General features: G+C 67.2%; 2 protein-coding genes. Both read left to right on the forward strand.

Annotated elements, in window-relative coordinates; all coding sequences use genetic code 11:
* Positions 1–369: 369 nt before the first annotated feature.
* Positions 370–2,427 (forward strand): M1 family metallopeptidase, encoded by a 2,058-nt coding sequence (locus tag ACIQ6O_RS14415; RefSeq protein WP_396208476.1) that lies wholly within the window; start codon positions 370–372, stop codon positions 2,425–2,427.
* 155 nt (positions 2,428–2,582) lie between these two features.
* The coding region (locus ACIQ6O_RS14420) for a hypothetical protein (RefSeq protein ID WP_396208477.1) at positions 2,583–3,668 on the forward strand (1,086 nt) is incomplete at its 3' end.

The raw sequence follows: 3,668 nt of genomic DNA on the forward strand, positions 1-3,668 counted from the left end.
CATTACGGCGGAGCGGGTGGGGGCGGCGGTGACTGCGGGGGGAAATGCGGGTGTAACGGCGCCGTAACCGCAGACGGCAGACGGCAGGAACCACAGCACGCAGTACGGGAGGAATGTGGTAGAACAAACGGGCGCCACCGCTTCGCGGGGCGCCCGATTTCCTTTGCGGTAGGGAGATCGGGAGCCGCGCGCAGCGCAGGCTCCCGTATTGTTCTACCGAATTCCTCCGTGACTGCGTGCTGTAGTTCCTGCGGTCTGCCGTCTGCTGTTCAAGGGGACCAGACCGTCAGAAAGGAATCCACGCCACCCCCCACGTTGCCCCTCCCCTCGGTCCCGCTGTAGCCTTCGGGGTCCTCCACCCCGCACCTTATGCGCCTTCCGCTTCGCCTCTCCGCTGCCCTCGCCCTCGCCTGGGCCGCCGCCCCCGGCCTCATGGCGGCGCAGCCGCGCCCCGCGAGCGCCAATGTCCCGCCCCGCGCCATTCGGCGCGATATCCCCATGACCAACGCCATCCGGCGGGCCATGGCGGCCGGCTCCCGCGATTCGACGGGACGCCCCACGGCGAAGTACTGGCAGCTCCGCACCGATTACGACATCGACGTGTCGCTCGACCCCGCGTCGGCGCGCCTCAGCGGCACCGCACGCATCACCGTGCACAACACCAGCCCCGATCCGCTCCGCGAGATAGGGCTGCGCCTCCATCCCAACCACTTCATCGGCACCGCCCCACACTCGGCCCCTTGGGTGCCCGCGGAAGTCACCGACGGCATGGCCATCGCGCGCATGACCGTCGACGGCGCGCCGGTGAACATCGCCTCCAATGCGGCCCCCAACGCCGTTGCGGCCGAAGGGGCGCGCGCCATCCAGAACGCACAGCTGGCGGCCGCCAATGCGGCGGGCGGCAACACGCTGCTCAACGGGCGCAGCACGAGCGCTCGCGTTCGCCTCGCCACCCCCATCGCGCCCGGCGCGAAGGCCCGGCTCGAAATCGCCTGGTCGCATAAGCTCCCCGGCGGTCCCGGCACCGGCCACCGCATGACGCAGCGCTGGGCCGATACGCTCTTCCAGCCCACGCAGTGGTTCCCGCGTGTGGCGATGTACGACGATCTCCGCGGCTGGGACACCGAGCTCTATGTCGGCCCCAGCGAGTTCTACAACGAGTTCGGCACGTACGACGTGCGCATCGACGTGCCCGCCGGTTGGCTCGTGAGCGGCACGGGACTCCTGCAGAACCCGCAGCAGGTGCTCACCGACAAGGCGCGCACGCAACTCGCCAAGGTCACACAGAGCGACGACATCACCACCATCGTCGGCCCCGACGAAGTGGGACCGGGACAGGCCACCGCCACCAGCGCCAATGGCCGCCTCACCTGGCACTACGTCGCCGACAACGTGAACGACTTCGCGTGGGCCACGGCCAAGAAGTACGTCTGGCAGGCGACCCGCGCGACCATTCCGAACAAGGGCGCCGTGCCCGTGCACATGCTGTATCTGCCGGGGCGCGCGAATCTCTTCGCCAAGGCTGGCCCCGTCACGCGTCACGCCCTCGAGTTCTACTCGAAGCTCTGGTTCCCGTACCAGTTCCCGCAGCTCACGCTGCAGGACGGCCCCAGCGCCGGCATGGAGTACCCCATGGTCATCAACTCCAACGTGGGCGCCGCCGATCACGAAACGGGACACATGTGGTGGCCCATGGTCGTCTCCAACAACGAGACGTGGTACGGCTGGATGGACGAGGGCTTCAATCAGTACATGAACATCCTCTCCGACGCCGATGCCGAGGGGAAGGCACCCGTACTCGACGGCCTCGGCCAGAGCTACGGCCGTACGGCGAACAACGAAGCCGAGCCGCCGATGATGTGGAACGCCAACTACGCCGGCCCGCAGTTCTACGGCTTCACCACCTACAGCAAGACACCGCTCATGCTCTCGGCGCTCGGCGGGATCGTGGGGGACAGTGCCGTACAGCGCGCGCACCGGGAGTTCGGCACCACGTGGATGTTCAAGCATCCGTCACCGTGGGACTGGATGTTCTTCATGCAGCGCGCGTTGGGGCAGGACCTCGGGTGGTTCTGGAACGCGTGGCTCTTCGGCGCTGAGAGCGTCGATCACCGCATCGCCAAGGTGAGCACGCAGGGCTTCCGTACGAGCGTGACGGTGGCCCACGACGGGCAGATGCCGGCGCCGATCGTGCTGGACATCAAGTTCGCGGCGACGGGCCCGGCCATCCGTCTCATGAAGAATGCGGTGATGCTCGACGCCACCACCGCCCGGGTGACGGTCCCCGTGTCCGTCTGGTTCGACGGACGACGCCAGCATACGGTCGACCTCGTGTTCGGCGGCCGGAAGGTCGAGCGCATCACGCTCGACGCGCAGGGGCGCTTCCCCGACCGGCAGCCGGCCGACAACGTCTGGCCGAAGCCCTGAACGAGCCGGGAGGGACGATCCGAAAACCCCGACGCTAAAGTCCGTCTCGTCCCTCCCGATATTTAGAAAAAGACTAGCGCCGGGATTCGACCCGGGGTGTTTCGGATGCCGGCGACGACGCCGCATGCGACCTGCGCAATCCCTGCCAATCCAGAATGTTCGCCTTCAACACCGTCCGTGCGCGTCTGCGCGCCGTGGCCCTCCTCGGCGCCGTCGGCATCTTCGCGGTTGCTGTGGCCGGGCACGTGTCGCTGCGTTTCGCGCACGAAGCCACCTCCGACCTCGTGGTGAACAACACCGCGCAGCGTCACCAGATGGACAGCGACATGATGCATGACGCCATGCGTGGCGACGTGCTCGAAGCGATGTTCGCGGCGCAGCGTGGCGACACGGCTGGCGTGAACGCGTCGAAGGAGTCGATGCGCGAACACGCCTCGCGCTTCATGGAGCAACTCAACGGCGCGGACACCTTGCTGGCGAATACACCGATCGCCGCCGGGATGCCCGCACTGCGCAAGAGCGTGTCCGAGTATGCCTCTGCGGCGGCGGCGGTGCAGGACGCCGCGCTCGCGGATCCCGCCAAGGCCTCCGAACTCTACCAGCAGTTCCTGGTCAGCTTCGGCACCGTTGAAGAGGGGATGGAAAAGTTCGGGGACGAGATTCAGCGCCAGAACGATACCGTACAGCAGGCCACTGCCCAGCGTTTCGATCGCGCCACGTTGTTCATCTGGGCGATCTTCGCCGTGTTCTTCGTGGGCGGTCTGTGGTACGCATGGAGTATCGCCTCGTCGCTGGGCACACGGCTCGAGCGCATCTCGAAGCAAGTGGCCGAATTGCAGCGCTATGGCGTGGAGTCGGTGGCGACGTCACTCGCCGCTCTCGCCCGTGGCGAAGCGGTGACGGTCCCGTCCCATCGCTTCGCACACCTCGCCGACAAGAGCGGTGATGAACTCGGTGTCGTGGCTGCCGCGGTGGATCGCATGACCGACGAATGCGTCCGCTCGCTCACCGCGTGTGAAAATGCTCAGGCGGCCGTGGCGTACACCGTTCAGGAAATCGAGCGGGTCTCCACCTCGGCACGCGCCGGGGAGTTCGGCGTGATCGCTGAGGCCGGACACGTGCAGGGACGCTACGCCAACTTGCTGGAAGGGGTGGGCGCTCTGATGAAGGCCGTCGCGGTGCCGCTCGGGGAAGTGCGTGCGGTGCTGGTGGAAGTGGCCGAGCGGAACCTCGAGGTGCGC

The organism is Gemmatimonas sp., from assembly GCF_044345575.1.
Classification (GTDB): Bacteria; Gemmatimonadota; Gemmatimonadetes; order Gemmatimonadales; family Gemmatimonadaceae; genus Gemmatimonas.